A 12,500-nucleotide genomic window follows, 5' to 3' on the forward strand; every position below is an offset into this window, starting at 1 on the left:
GTTGTGATTGATGAAGCAATTAAGCAGAGAAAAATATTATGACTTACTAAAAAAGGATCCAGAGGAAGCTGAAGAAAGATTAAACTTTGTATTAGATGGTTTTAGAGAAGTACAAAACGAAAAAATGAAAATGGGAGAAGATATTTCTGATAATGAAGCAATGGATCTTTATTTGCAAAGAGAAGACTTGCCAAATAAAATTAAAGAATTGTTGATAGAGGTTAATAAAGGTGCAACAGTTACTCAAGATTCTGACAAAATGAAGATTCTTGAAAATGCTAATAAGCAAAATATAAGAACGATAGAAGTCGAATCAAGAGGTGAGTATAATTACAGTATGGCAAGTAGCCTATTTAATGAAATATTAAGAAGAGTAGACGCTGGAGAAATATAAATAATAGCCGCTGAATTTATCAGTGGCTATTATTATGTATAAAATTTAATTTTAAAATGTAGGGAGAGAATTTTAAATGGAAAATGAGCAAATAATTAATAAAAACAAAAATGTAGCATTTGATAAAGAAAAACAACGCTCTAAAAAGCTCGTAGAACAATTTGTTTTAGAATCAGGGCTAATTGTATATGATTACGAGCAAAGTTCAAATATAAGCCTGTTAAAGGTCATAATTGATGATGTCGTTTTAAACGCTATTGTTAATATAGAAAAATCTGCATATTTTGTAAAAGCTAATGATTTAATAGTGAAATTAGATGTATATCAATCATTAAAAGAAATGAATGATTTATTTTTATCTAATTTAACAGAAGATTTTTTAATTGATGATCTAACCAGGTCTTATAATTTTTATATTAGTGGCGGTGATATAAGAGATCAAGATAAGGTTATTTATAATGAGATGATAGAAAAATTATACGGAACTAAAGAGCGAGAAATAAATATAGAAAGATAAAGAGGTGAGTTTTAAAAAATCTCACCTCTTATTTTTTTATCTAGATTGCTCAATTAATGGTTTAGATTTATCTAAATCTTTATCAATCTCCATAAAGTCCTCTAAGCTTTTCTTTATTTGATGAAGCTCATATTTTTCTGCATCTAGTTTATCTATTTTTTCTTCTATTGAATTTAGTTTATTTTTCCTCTTATTTAGTTCACCTATTAAATTTTCTAAGTTAGCATTTCTTTGTCTATCGTCAAGTGCCTTATATGCTTGCATATATTGCTCAATTTCTTCACTGTGTTTATTATAAAATTTAGAGGAATTTGATTTCTCGTATTCATCATAAATTTTACTATATTTCTTAATTGTATTTAAATTCTTTGCCCAGGTATTTAAAACACTAACTTGTGATTTTAGCTTATTCTTTTCTACATATAATTGATCTGTATTTTCATCTATTTCTTGTAATTTGACATTGATTTCATTTATGTTTCTAATGTCAAGTTCGCTCATTCTAATAAAAATATCAGATATGTTTTCTAGATTTTGCTTTATTGCCCATGACATATAAGCTTCGTTATCAATAGCTTTTTGATTTTTAGATAAATTAATAATTCTGGACTTGGTATAATTATAACTTTTTTCTTTTCTCTTTTTATTATTATGTTCAATTCTATTTAGTATACCTTCAAGAGTATATTTACTTTTATCCTTATGCTTACTTGAATTGTCAATTGTATATCCTCTGATAAATCTTTCTTGTCCAGAGTTTTTTAATCTAAAAGCTAAGTGCTTTCCTTCTTTAATTTCAATATTATTATCAAGTAGAAATTTTTTAAAATCTTCATATGATTTTGAATTTTTAATTGCTAAATCAATAGTAGATTTAATAGTTTTCTTATATGATTTTCCTCGGCTTTCAGCATATTTTTCGCCTTTCTTTTTAGAGTATTCAGTCTTATAACTTTTTGTAAAAGTCTTGCCATCTTTCTCAATAGAAAAGTTTTTCTCATCACGATTGTTCTTATCATTTATTATTACACTTAAACCATATTTTTTACATAATATATCAGATTTCTCTTTTGCACCAAATATAAAAGCATTATCTACCACAGGGGATTTTCCTGTTATATGACTTACATTATTATAAATAACATGAGCGTGCAAATGATCTTTATCTTGATGAACAGCAATTAAATATTGAAAATTTTCTCCATAAACTTCTTGCATAAAATCTTTTGTGAATTGCATAACTAATTCTGGGGTTACATCTTTTTCCCAATTTGGAAAAGAGATCATCCAACTTCTTGCTAAATTTTTTCTAAGTGGGTTAGGGAATTCTTTTTGAACTTCCATAAATTCCCAAGCAGCAAATTCTTCCGAGCAAGCGTGAGAATATGTTAAGCCTTTTGTTTTTTCTTCGTTTAAAATGTAATCAATTGCGTGTTGCAAATTATATTTTATTGTTCCTGCATAAGCTACTGCCATAAATTTATTTCCTCCTTTCTTTAAAATTTAAAAATAATTTATCTTTTAATATTTATCTCATTTAGAATTTCTTTTTGAGTTTTCTTGATCTCTTTTATACTATTTTTAATAAAATCAATATCATTTGCGTCTGCATAATCGTAGGTATTTATTTTTCTAGCAACTTGATTTAAGTTATTTCCTATTGCATTAATTTCATTATTAAACTTAAATACTGATGATAGATTTACTTCGAATATTCTTCCATTAATAGACATTTTTCTTAAAAAATCGCTAAGAGAACTTGCCTTACTTTGATTATAATTTTTCATAATTAAATCATATTCTTCATCTGTAACATAAAATTTTACTTGCTTATTTCTAATTCTATTAGCCATAAATTTATTTCCTCCTTTCTGTAAAATTTAAATAAAATAATTCTAACAGCTGTGGCAGTTAGCTGAAATTTTTTCTTAAACAAAAAATTTTAGAGGGGGTTTGGGGGAATTCCACCAACCAGTTTTTTAAAAATATATTTTTAAAAAATGACAACTTGATTGCCCTGTGTGAAAAATCTTTTTGAAGAAAATGGTTTTGAGATTATAAGCAATCCGAGGTAAAGTTGTCACATATTTTAAAGTTTTGGTATTTAATATTGAGTAAATTTTTATAGACGAGTCTGTAAAAATCGAAAATATTAATTGCATAAAAAACTTTAAAATGGTGGGGGTGAGTACTCATCCCCGAAGCTGGCTAATCAGGAGAGCGACAAAAACAATGTTTCATAATTTACTCAAAATTTTCTAATTATGATAATAAATTATAAAAATTGTTTTGAAAGCTCTCCTGCACGCCCGAGCTAAAACCACAACACGAAGAGTATGAGTGTTTGTGTTTTAGACAGTGCAAGCTTGCACTGAAAAACTTAACTGGGACAAATAAATTGTAAAGAGTATGAGCAATTTATTTGTTAAGTTAAGTGACAAGCTTTAATACTCTACTATAATTATATCATATATATTACATATACGCAATTTAGCAACTTATCTATTGTAATTTTAAGATTTATGCTTTATAATTAAGTTAGATATTAAAAAATATATTTTTAAATATACAATTTAGGGTATATAAACAGTGAAGAGTTTTATAAAAATATAGGAGTATTGAGTGAATAAATTTTCAGCAGAGCTTGAGGAACTTTTAAAACAAGGTATAGTCAAATTGCCTGGTGAAGCAAAATTTGAGTACGAAAAATTTAAAGCTTTTAGAGGGATAAAAATTGAGGGCGACCAGTATAAAATTTCTAAAAAAGATTTTGTACCAACTAATGTTGGCTTTAGACAAAGGGGAGCCACAAGAAAAAATATTTTTAGTTATTCGACTTCTTTATATTTAAGCGAAATTAACCTATATAAAAATTTTAATATGTCATCCCCTAAAAAGACAGCAGCCTATGGATATGTATGTGAATTAGGAGGCCCTCATATGATTGAGGAGAACGGTCATGTTCATTGGTGGATTTATGATAATTATGATGATTTTTCAAGTTTTGAGATTAGGAAAAGGAGAGAGGAATGGATAGAATGAAATGCTTTAAAATAAATGGAGAAATTTTGTTTCTTGAAAAAATTTTATTGTATTTTCAAGAAACACCTTTACTTTTTATTTGTAAAAATAATGAAGGCAGAAGGTATTTAGTTTTTTGCCAAGATACCGATAAATTTATTTATTTGGTGTGTGAAATAAGCACATATAATTTAATTAAGTATTTAAAATCTGAACTTAGTTTTACATCTGTTTATGAATTCCAAGACTTTTTTTATAAAGTTGAAGCAGGAGATAAAGAAGATTTTTCTGAAGATAAAATTACCAGTGTTAAGGGAAGCGAAATTAAAAACAATATAAATTATGATGGAGAAGTTTTCTTTAATTCATATACATCAGATTTGAAATCTTATATTAAAGAACTAGAAAAAGAGTTTGGTAAATTTATTGATGTTAGAAGTGAATACGTTTTTGTAAAAAGAAAAAACACATTTTCGTCTTTTGATATAAACGAATTTGTTTTTAGTGATAAGATAAAAATTTATAAAATTGCATAGGTGAGATTATGTTAGAAGAAAGCAAAAGTTGTCTAATTCTTGAAGAAATCTTTATTGACGACCTAAGCCTTAAAAGATCTGAAAATGTTGAAGAAGAAAGTAATGATACAATTTTTTTCAAAAGGTCTGATTTCATAGGTAATAATTTTATTGCTAAATTAGGTTGTGAAGGTTATGTAAATGGATATTCATTTTCAGTTACTGTTAATGGTATATTTACATTAAAAATTGATAAAGACAGTATAAGCGAAGATGAGGAAAGGGATCTTATTACAACAAGACCTGTGTCTATATTGTTTCCATGTTTGAGATCAGAGGTAATGAACCTAACTATGAAAACAAATGGTAAGCCAGTTGTTATTCCAATAGTAAATGTTGATATGTTCTTAAATAATGAAACAGAATAATTAAAATCGATCATACAAAAAACAGGTGTCGAGCTGTAAAGCTATTGGCACCTGCTTTTTTATTTGAGGCCTTATATATGAAAAGCTATGTTTGCTTATAAAACAATTCCAAATCTATCGTATTGATCTCTTTTTTCGGGATCAGATAAAATATCATATGCTTCATTAATGAGCTTTGTAATTTCTGTTGAGTTGGTAGATCCTGAATTTTTATCAGGGTGATATTTTGCAATTTGTCTTCTATATGCAAGTCTGATTTCTTCAATGCTTGCATTTTTTGATACATCTAAAATTGAATAATAGTCTTTTGTATTTGATTCATTTTGTCTATGATTTTGTTCTTGATTATGATTATAATTATAATCATAATCATTATCATCTTCAAAGCTAAATTCAAATTCGTCTTCGTTTTCAACTTCATTTTTCTTTTTGATTTTAAGGATATCAACATCGAAAATCAAGCATTTTATAAAATATGCAATAGCAAAGATACCTATGAAATAGATAATATTAATAAAGATATTATCTGAAAATAGATCTATTTTAAAATTTAAAAATTCTCGACTAGCTATTTCTCCGTGCTTAGTTATGACTTCTGGTATTGGATTTTTTTCGTTTAGATAACCCTTTTTAGTCATGGCTCTAAGAGATGGCATTATATATTCATAATATGTTTTAACTGATGTTAAAGATATCCATACCGATGAGATAAATGTCATAATATGGAATACCAAATTACTTTTATCAGCTATTTTTTTTACGATCTTATATATTATCCTAAAGACGGTTATGGTTATTGCCAAAAAAACTACTATTTTAAAAAATGTAGTTGATTCTTTCATTATTTTACTTTCGACCATCTGGATTGATAAAAATATAGGTATAGCAAATAAGTCTTTTAAAAAGATTATAGCTAGACCAAAAATTGGCATAGCAATAAATTGGAAAAATGAAGCGAATATTATGAATAAAATAATTGCTAAAATAATTAAAAATATTGACGTTATTGTCATTTTAAAATCCTCCTTAAAAAAATTTGTTTATTAAATCCACTGTTTGCGTTTTTTTATCTTTACTTACATGTAAGTATATTTCATTTAACATTTTGAGGCTACCATGACCCATAAGATCTGCAACTGTTTTAAGGTCTGCACCTGCTTCAAAAAGTCTTGTTGCATAAGCGTGCCTAATTTTGTGTAAAGTTTTGTTTTTGCTTTCAATTCCTATGTCATCTAAAAGCTTTCTAAAATATTTTAAAACTGTATCCTTGCTCATAGGAATAGTTTTATATCTTGGAGATGGGAAAATTAGTCCTTTAGTCATATATGGTTTAAGTGTTTTGTAAACATTTTCTGGCAAGGGAACTTTCCTAATTGAATTTTCTGTTTTTGGTCTCGAAAAAAAACTTTCCATTTTATATGATCCATCTTCTTGTCTAACTGCTACTGTCGTCCATTGTCTTGTTATGTTGATTTGATTACCTTCGATATCCTCCCACCTCAAGGCTAATAATTCTCCAATTCTTAATCCTGTAGAAAATAATAAGTATACAGCCAAGTGGTAGTTGTTATCTAAATCTAAGCTATTTATTATTGTTTCCTGCTCTTCGACAGTGAATGTATAAAATTCATTTTTTAGATTTATTTCTTTTTTATCAGGCTTAAACTCTTCTATACTTTTTGCTGGATTTTTAGTAATAACATCTAATTTTACTGCTTGATTAAATACTGTATTTAAAAACATCAATTGGCTATTTAAATTTGTAATTGTTTCCCCATTATCTCTTTGCCTTTTTAAGTGTATATAAATATCGCTTGAGATTATTTCACTCATTTTTTTATTAGCTATAAAACTTGGAAGAGTTTTATTGTAATAATAATATTTATACAAATTGAAAGTTGAAAAAGCTCTATTGTTTTTAACATATAAATCAAGCCAATATTCAATAAAAGTTCTAAGAGTTGTTTCGCCAGATTCTGAAAATTTACCACTAGCAATGTCTGCTCTAATCTTTACCAACCAATCAACGCAATCAGATTTTCTCTTTTTTGTTTTGGTCTTTTTCTTCCATTTTTCAGTAATAGGATCTTTATATAAATAAACTTGTGCTGTCCAATAAGTTTTGCCATTTACAATTCTTTTATATACTGATCCTTCTCCTGCATAATGACTTGCCAAAATATATCTCTCCTTTAAAATATGTAGTCCCTAAAAAAGGGGAGAGGGTTAATTATTTTAAACCCTCTACTGTGTATTCAACAGTTTCTTCTTTGATTCTAACATCAATCTTTGGTTCTGTATCTACAAGTTTAATTTCAACTTTAACTTTATCGCCATTCTTAAGCGTTCCGTTTATTTTGTCTTTGTCAACGATTATAGCGTCATATTTGTTAACAACTGATTCTATCTCAGAGATTATACCAAGCGGTTTTTTATTCATATCTTCCATAGTCAGCTCTTTTCCATATATAGCCTTATAGATCTTTGAAGATAGTAGGTCATAATCTTGAGTGATGTTTACAGTTCCTGATCCATTTTCTCCGTAAGTTTTAATTCCTATGCAGTCACTAATACTTACTGTGGTTGTTTTCTTGCATCCGAATAGTAGTAATGCTAACGCAAGTACGATTAATAAATAAGTTGCTTTCTTCATATTTTTTCCTCCTAATATTTTTCATAAGTAGTGATTTGTAAAAAACAAGTCATCACTTTAATGTAATTATACAAGATGTGTACACATAATTCAAGCTAAATAATGAAAAAGTTTAAATATTATATAAAATTAATAATATTATTACAATACGAAATAATTATATTACTATTTATTAACAATTAACCTCTTTAAAAAGATTTATTCTTTTTTCTATTAAATCAAATGGGATTCCAAATTTGTCTGCTAACATTTTACTTGTATAATCATTTTCAATACATAATTCTTTTATGACTTCATCATTTATTATTAAACAAGTTGCAAAAAAATCAGCTTCTGTTTCATATCGATCTAGTCTGTGGTATGTGTTAATCTTGCTAAAAGCCATATGCAGGCTCTCGTGTAAAATTGAATGTCCCAGTTCGTGGGCAAGAATAAAGTTTCGTTTTTCAAATGAAAGATCAGAATTTAAAAAAATTATTTTTCTTTTATTCCTCTTTATATAAAATCCATCTGTTCCAGATAGTTTTATTTCTTCAATTTGAATGTTCATATCTTCAGCTACTTCGTCTAATGTTTTATTGTTAAAGATGATTTGATTGGTTTTCTTGTAAATATTTAGTTCGTTCATATCTCACCTCAATGAATTTAAACTTCGTGTATCGATAAAATTATTATATCACAAATAAAATATAAGTCAACAAAAAAGACCTAGAAATTTTTCTAGGTCTAATAATTGTTTTCTTTATTAACCATTGTATTTGTCATATCTATTGCGTGTTTTATGGCACTTTTAAGTATGTCTCTTTGCTCTTGATTTAACTTTGTTATATCTCCATAAAAAGCTATTGAATCTTCATCATCAAGAAGTTCCAGTATATCATCGAAAGCTGATCCAATGTCTTCTTTTAGTAGTTTGCTATTAACATCTTTTCTTCCAATTAAATAATCGGAATCAACATTAAAAATTATACACAATTTTTTAATGATGTCAAGATCTGGGGTGCGTTCTCCCCTCTCATACATACTAATAGCAGAAGAAGAAACATTTAGTTTGTTAGCTAGGTCTCTTTGGCTCATTTCTTTATTTTCTCTAAGTGTCTTTAAGCGTTCTGAAAAATCCATTGGTTGCTCCTCCTTTTATGTGTTTATAATAACACACTACGTGTAGATTTACAATAATTTTTTAATTTTTTAGAAAAAAATAACAAAAAGTGTTTACAAATGATAACAAATCGTGTATAATATATATACGGAGGTGAGTTTGAGTGAAAACTGTGGGAGAAAGGCTTAAAAAGTTACGATTGGATGCCAATATGTCGCAGGCTGAATTTTCAAGAATAATAGAGGTAACTCCGTCTGCCATAGGTATGTATGAACAAGATAGGCGAGTTCCAAGAGATGATATTAAAAAAAGAATATCAGATTATTATAATTTAAGCGTTGATAGTATTTTTTTTACCTAAAATATAAACGAAATGTTATATTTATAGTAAACAAATTGTTAATACAGGTGTTTAGGAGGAGAAAATGACTTGTAAAAATTGTAAGAATTGCAAATGTAAGAAAAAAGTAGATAATGGTGAAATTTATTTAAAAATCTATGAGAAACAAAAACATATAGACGAGATTGTTGAAGCTGAGCGTAAGAAATTTAATAAGGCTTGGCTTGTTAAAGAACAACATTTTTTATAAAAATCAGATAGTTTACAAAAGATAAATAATTTGGAGGCAGAAGAAATGAATAAGAAGTTAATTGAAAAACCTAGAGGAAATGCAGAATATGTAGAAATTTTAAATCCTAAATTTCAAAAAATGTTTGGTAGAGATACAAGCGTATTAGAGATTAGGCTTTTCCCATTTTTAATGTTTAGTTTGACTGATCAATACTTAGAAAGAGGAAAAGTTAGACCAGGAGAAAGAGAACTTCTGGATGAATATCAATCTAGAGGATTGCTGGTAACAAATGGTGCAGACATTGGATGCACAAATGAGTTTTGGAATTTCATATCTTCAATAGTATATGAATCATATATTCAAGAATTAAGCACAATCGAGTAAAAATTATGAAAAAGTTTTTAGTAACAATCAGCTATGAAGTAGATACAAATTTTGCAAACAACAAAATGGTTTTTGAAGCATTTGAGGATCTACTTAATAAAGAAAAAGATGAACACGAGAGAGTAGAAGTTGTTAGTGTTATATCGACTAAAGAAAACAGGGGTTGAATATGAAAAATTTAAATTATGAAGATCAAGATATTTATGAAGGTGAAATTATTTATGACGATGTAATTGATACCGAAAATATCAATTACAAATTGGGAAGAAATGAAGTTTTAACCTTGTTATCTGAATTAATCAAAGTTAAAGAATACCCAGAACTCTTAGATATCCCAACTTTATCAGATTATTTGGGAGTTACTGAATATAATGCAAGGCTTTTAATGGAAGATCCATACTTTCCTGTAATCAAACAAGGCAATAGGAAATATGCTATTAAATCAATGATTAATGACTTCTTGCAAGAATTTAGAGGTCAGCAAATGTTGTTTGTTAATCGTGGAAGATAATGGATAAAATCATATTCTTAATATGTTGTATGTTAGCATATGTTTTTTTGAAGAGAATAGAAGAGGAGCGGAAATGCAAATGAATGTAGATAATCCTGTTATATGTGAAGTAGTTAGTTACTTAGAATCAATAAAAGATTTGGAGTTTAAAATAACTGTTTTGGAAAATCAAATTGATGAAGCTGAGGCTAGACTTACATCGTTAAAATCTTTAACAAACTATAAAGAGGTGAGTGTTAAGTCAATATATATTTCCAATGATCAGATTCCAAATGCAATAATTCGAATTGAAGAATTAGTAAATGAAAAAGAGGCTTTATTAAACAAGCTGATATTTTTAAAGGACAGAATTATAAAAGAAATATTTCAACTAAACAATCTGAACCAATCTAGAATTCTGTATTACACATATGTAGAAACTATGCACCAAGAAGATATAGCTATGCTTATGAACTATTCTGTTAGGCACACAAGAAGAATTTTAAGTGAAGCGCTGACTTCTTTTGCAAGAATTTATTATGAGGGAAAGTATGAGTTTGAATAAAACAGATGTTCAAAGGATCTTTGCGGAGCTATATAACACTCCATTTACATTCTATGGCTATAGATGTAAGCATTGTAACGATGAGCTTTACACATTGAGATTAGGAGAATCTTTATACGCTCTTAGATGTAAGGGTTGTGATGATATAAGATTTGTCAGAGCTGGAAGTATAAAAGAAGCCTCTGAGAAATATGGAAATAAAATTGAAACTAAATCTGTAAATGGTTTAATTTACAAGGTTTAATATTAATATATACGAGGTGTTTGATGATTATTAAAAGAACTGGAAACGAAGTTGTTGATAAGATGGCTAATATATCTTTTAGAGGAGATGTTGTTCCCTTTACTTGGTATAGTACATTTAAAGATGAAAAAGGCAAGATAAATGCAATGGCTCTTTTGATGTTAGCTAATATAGTTTATTGGTATAGACCCACCATTATTCGTGATGAAAATGGTGAGGTTTTTGTGAAAAGATTTAAATCAGATTTATTACAAAGATCATATAAAGAATTTTGTGATATGTTTTCAATCGGAAGAATGACTGCAACAAGAAATTTAATTTACCTTGAAGAGCATAAGGTTATTGAAAGAGTTTTTAGAGATGTAGAAACTCCTGATGGACAAATTTTATTTAATACAATGTTTATTAAGTTAAATTTTGATGTGTTGATGGAAAAAACTTTTCCAGAAGAAAACGATTATTCTCCAGCAAACGAAAATGAAAAAATTAGTGATGATTTAAATTATGAAGAAACAAATATTCAACAAGAAAAAATAGAAATCGATGAAAGTATTGACAACAAGCAATCTGCTTTATCTAAAGAAAGTGTGGTAGGACCTCCTATCAAAAATGATAGGAGGGGTCCTAACAAATTTGATAGGAGGGGTCCTATCAAAAATGATAGGACATATACAGAGAATACACATACAAATATTACACATACAGATAATAGTTTTAGTAGTTATAATATTAATAATAATATAATTAATAAAGCTACAAATAAAAAAACGATTAACAAAGAAATTAAAGAAATTATAAATTCCTGGAATCAGGAGATGGATAAAACAAATGGACAAAAAATAATTGTTGCGACAAAAAATATACAAAACACAATATCAAACACCTTGGAAGTTTATAGCAAGGATCAAATTAAAAAAGCTATAAGCTTGATTGCTGAGAGCAATTATTTAAAAAACTATGCTGGAGGAGTTAAATTTGATTGGTTTTTTAAACCAGATAATTTAGCTAAGGTTCTTAACGGGAACTACAGGAATATAAACAATCACAAAGCAAACAAATCAAAAAAAATTGAAGTATACAATCTTGGCAATACTGTTCTAGCGGATAGCTATACAGAGCAAGAATTGAATGAGCTTTTGAGCTATAAGTTTAACGATGAACAACCAATTAGCAATGATAATCCAAATAATTCATTTGACATATCTGCAAGCATTTAGGAGGTAAAAAAATGATCACTACATCAATGTTTTTCTTGCAATATTTATTAATTTTCTTAACAAGGGGAGTAAGCGTGTCGGATAAAAACAAACTTTCAAAACGAAATATAGCTATAACATTCACCAGTCTTGCGATTATTGCATTGTTGCTATTTGTTAGAGATATCAAGCTAGAATGGATTTATACAGGTATAGGCCTAATAATGTCGGGTTTAGTTACACTCTCAATTCACAGGGTTACAGACGAGCAAATATTCTATGACTTTGGCTCAATTCTCTTTATTGCAGGTCAATTAGCTATGATTTATGCGTGCATTTAATTAAAACTCAAACCAAAATAAGCTGAAGTTTTTAGGATACAAAACAGAGGCTTATGCGGTAGCATTGCTTGTTATAAA

General features: G+C 27.8%; 22 protein-coding genes. 15 read left to right on the forward strand and 7 right to left on the reverse strand.

Features of this window, described 5'->3' with window-relative positions; all coding sequences use genetic code 11:
• Window positions 1-10: 10 nt before the first annotated feature.
• Together AC6FXG_RS04235 and AC6FXG_RS04240 are read left to right on the forward strand one after the other, a co-directional pair.
• Window positions 11-394 carry a hypothetical protein gene (locus tag AC6FXG_RS04235; RefSeq protein ID WP_500571691.1) on the forward strand — a complete coding sequence of 128 codons (384 nt, stop codon included), beginning with the start codon at window positions 11-13 and terminating at the stop codon, window positions 392-394.
• Window positions 395-470: 76 nt separating this feature from the next.
• The gene (locus AC6FXG_RS04240) at window positions 471-911 is read left to right on the forward strand and encodes a hypothetical protein (protein WP_500571692.1); all 441 of its coding nucleotides are present in this window, start codon (window positions 471-473) and stop codon (window positions 909-911) included.
• 36 nt (window positions 912-947) lie between these two features.
• Here AC6FXG_RS04240 and AC6FXG_RS04245 read toward each other — a convergent pair whose 3' ends face one another.
• The gene (locus tag AC6FXG_RS04245; protein WP_500571693.1) at window positions 948-2,387 is read right to left on the reverse strand and encodes a relaxase/mobilization nuclease domain-containing protein; all 1,440 of its coding nucleotides are present in this window, start codon (window positions 2,385-2,387) and stop codon (window positions 948-950) included.
• A 38-nt stretch (window positions 2,388-2,425) separates the two neighbouring features.
• Window positions 2,426-2,764 (reverse strand): plasmid mobilization protein, encoded by a 339-nt coding sequence (locus AC6FXG_RS04250; protein ID WP_500571694.1) that lies wholly within the window; start codon window positions 2,762-2,764, stop codon window positions 2,426-2,428.
• 769 nt (window positions 2,765-3,533) lie between these two features.
• On the opposite strand from AC6FXG_RS04250, the gene AC6FXG_RS04255 reads away from it, so the two are divergent.
• The 3 genes from AC6FXG_RS04255 to AC6FXG_RS04265 are packed head-to-tail and all read left to right on the forward strand — an operon-like array spanning window position 3,534 to window position 4,875.
• Window positions 3,534-3,953 carry a hypothetical protein gene (locus AC6FXG_RS04255; protein WP_500571695.1) on the forward strand — a complete coding sequence of 140 codons (420 nt, stop codon included), beginning with the start codon at window positions 3,534-3,536 and terminating at the stop codon, window positions 3,951-3,953.
• A complete protein-coding gene (locus AC6FXG_RS04260; RefSeq protein WP_500571696.1) occupies window positions 3,941-4,468 on the forward strand; it encodes a hypothetical protein in 528 nt (175 codons plus the stop codon). Before AC6FXG_RS04255 ends, AC6FXG_RS04260 begins: the two co-directional genes overlap by 13 nt.
• An 8-nt stretch (window positions 4,469-4,476) precedes the next feature.
• Window positions 4,477-4,875 carry a hypothetical protein gene (locus AC6FXG_RS04265; RefSeq protein WP_500571697.1) on the forward strand — a complete coding sequence of 133 codons (399 nt, stop codon included), beginning with the start codon at window positions 4,477-4,479 and terminating at the stop codon, window positions 4,873-4,875.
• A gap of 95 nt (window positions 4,876-4,970) precedes the next feature.
• Here AC6FXG_RS04265 and AC6FXG_RS04270 read toward each other — a convergent pair whose 3' ends face one another.
• A complete protein-coding gene (locus AC6FXG_RS04270; RefSeq protein ID WP_500571698.1) occupies window positions 4,971-5,531 on the reverse strand; it encodes a J domain-containing protein in 561 nt (186 codons plus the stop codon).
• Between the two features lie 133 nt (window positions 5,532-5,664).
• Between AC6FXG_RS04270 and AC6FXG_RS04275 the strand changes: the two genes are divergently transcribed.
• Complete coding sequence (locus AC6FXG_RS04275) at window positions 5,665-5,922, forward strand: hypothetical protein (RefSeq protein WP_500571699.1); 258 nt, start codon at window positions 5,665-5,667, stop codon at window positions 5,920-5,922.
• On the opposite strand, the gene AC6FXG_RS04280 is transcribed toward AC6FXG_RS04275, so the two are convergent.
• The 4 genes from AC6FXG_RS04280 to AC6FXG_RS04295 form a co-directional block, all read right to left on the reverse strand.
• A complete protein-coding gene (locus AC6FXG_RS04280) occupies window positions 5,902-7,053 on the reverse strand; it encodes a tyrosine-type recombinase/integrase (protein ID WP_500571700.1) in 1,152 nt (383 codons plus the stop codon). The two genes, AC6FXG_RS04275 and AC6FXG_RS04280, sit on opposite strands and share 21 nt — an antisense overlap.
• Before the next feature lie 52 nt (window positions 7,054-7,105).
• Window positions 7,106-7,528 (reverse strand): hypothetical protein, encoded by a 423-nt coding sequence (locus AC6FXG_RS04285; RefSeq protein ID WP_500571701.1) that lies wholly within the window; start codon window positions 7,526-7,528, stop codon window positions 7,106-7,108.
• Window positions 7,529-7,700: 172 nt separating this feature from the next.
• A complete protein-coding gene (locus AC6FXG_RS04290) occupies window positions 7,701-8,156 on the reverse strand; it encodes an ImmA/IrrE family metallo-endopeptidase (protein ID WP_500571702.1) in 456 nt (151 codons plus the stop codon).
• A gap of 98 nt (window positions 8,157-8,254) precedes the next feature.
• The gene (locus AC6FXG_RS04295) at window positions 8,255-8,650 is read right to left on the reverse strand and encodes a helix-turn-helix domain-containing protein (RefSeq protein WP_500571703.1); all 396 of its coding nucleotides are present in this window, start codon (window positions 8,648-8,650) and stop codon (window positions 8,255-8,257) included.
• 143 nt (window positions 8,651-8,793) lie between these two features.
• Here AC6FXG_RS04295 and AC6FXG_RS04300 point away from each other — a divergent pair, with 143 nt between their 5' ends.
• The 9 genes from AC6FXG_RS04300 to AC6FXG_RS04340 all read left to right on the forward strand — a co-directional run bounded on the left by AC6FXG_RS04300 (window position 8,794) and on the right by AC6FXG_RS04340 (window position 12,422).
• Window positions 8,794-8,991: a helix-turn-helix transcriptional regulator gene (locus AC6FXG_RS04300; RefSeq protein ID WP_500571704.1), complete on the forward strand. Its 198-nt coding sequence runs from the start codon at window positions 8,794-8,796 to the stop codon at window positions 8,989-8,991.
• A 64-nt stretch (window positions 8,992-9,055) separates the two neighbouring features.
• Window positions 9,056-9,220, forward strand: coding sequence for a hypothetical protein (locus AC6FXG_RS04305; RefSeq protein WP_500571705.1), 165 nt, complete (start codon window positions 9,056-9,058; stop codon window positions 9,218-9,220).
• Between the two features lie 45 nt (window positions 9,221-9,265).
• Entirely contained in the window at window positions 9,266-9,586 is a 321-nt protein-coding gene (locus AC6FXG_RS04310) for a hypothetical protein (protein WP_500571706.1), read from the forward strand.
• 5 nt (window positions 9,587-9,591) lie between these two features.
• On the forward strand, window positions 9,592-9,753 hold the full coding sequence (locus tag AC6FXG_RS04315; protein WP_500571707.1) for a hypothetical protein: 162 nt from the start codon (window positions 9,592-9,594) through the stop codon (window positions 9,751-9,753).
• A 2-nt stretch (window positions 9,754-9,755) separates the two neighbouring features.
• On the forward strand, window positions 9,756-10,097 hold the full coding sequence (locus AC6FXG_RS04320) for a hypothetical protein (protein ID WP_500571708.1): 342 nt from the start codon (window positions 9,756-9,758) through the stop codon (window positions 10,095-10,097).
• Between the two features lie 73 nt (window positions 10,098-10,170).
• Window positions 10,171-10,641 carry a hypothetical protein gene (locus AC6FXG_RS04325; protein ID WP_500571709.1) on the forward strand — a complete coding sequence of 157 codons (471 nt, stop codon included), beginning with the start codon at window positions 10,171-10,173 and terminating at the stop codon, window positions 10,639-10,641.
• Window positions 10,628-10,885 carry a hypothetical protein gene (locus AC6FXG_RS04330; RefSeq protein WP_500571710.1) on the forward strand — a complete coding sequence of 86 codons (258 nt, stop codon included), beginning with the start codon at window positions 10,628-10,630 and terminating at the stop codon, window positions 10,883-10,885. Before AC6FXG_RS04325 ends, AC6FXG_RS04330 begins: the two co-directional genes overlap by 14 nt.
• 23 nt (window positions 10,886-10,908) lie before the next feature.
• Entirely contained in the window at window positions 10,909-12,102 is a 1,194-nt protein-coding gene (locus AC6FXG_RS04335; protein WP_500571711.1) for a hypothetical protein, read from the forward strand.
• Between the two features lie 11 nt (window positions 12,103-12,113).
• The gene (locus tag AC6FXG_RS04340; protein WP_500571712.1) at window positions 12,114-12,422 is read left to right on the forward strand and encodes a hypothetical protein; all 309 of its coding nucleotides are present in this window, start codon (window positions 12,114-12,116) and stop codon (window positions 12,420-12,422) included.
• Window positions 12,423-12,500: the final 78 nt, after the last annotated feature.

It is taken from the genome of Ezakiella massiliensis, assembly GCF_059862345.1.